This is a genomic window from Mesorhizobium sp. M8A.F.Ca.ET.218.01.1.1, assembly GCF_004791165.1.
In the GTDB taxonomy this organism is placed as follows: Bacteria; Pseudomonadota; Alphaproteobacteria; order Rhizobiales; family Rhizobiaceae; genus Mesorhizobium.
Window position 1 is genome coordinate 1 of sequence record NZ_SRUZ01000112.1, and the last position, 339, is coordinate 339.

1 protein-coding gene is annotated in these 339 nt (G+C 63.4%); it reads right to left on the bottom strand.

Annotated features, from left to right (window positions below):
• Window positions 1–339, bottom strand: a 339-nt coding sequence (locus EN861_RS34620; RefSeq protein WP_135928230.1) for an IS630 family transposase, incomplete at both ends; no start/stop codon positions are given.

The window sequence follows — 339 nt, forward strand, 5'->3', positions numbered from 1 at the left end:
CAATCGGATTGAGGTCCGGAGAGTAGGGCGGCAGGTACCAAAGCCTGGCGCCGGCAGCCTTGATCATCTGCCTGATGGCCGCCGACTTATGACTTCCCAGATTATCCATGACGACGATGTCGCCGGGCTTCAGAACGGTGAGGAGCTGCTGCTCGACATAGGCGCGGAAGCATTGGCCGTTGATCGGTCCGTCGAAGACACAAGGTGCCGCGAGCCGATCCCAGCGCAGTGCGCCGAGGAAGGTCAGCGTACGCCAGTGGCCGTGCGGAGCCAAACCGCGCAGCCGCTTGCCCTTCGGCCCCCAACCTCGCAGCGGAGCCATGTTGGTCTTGATCCAGG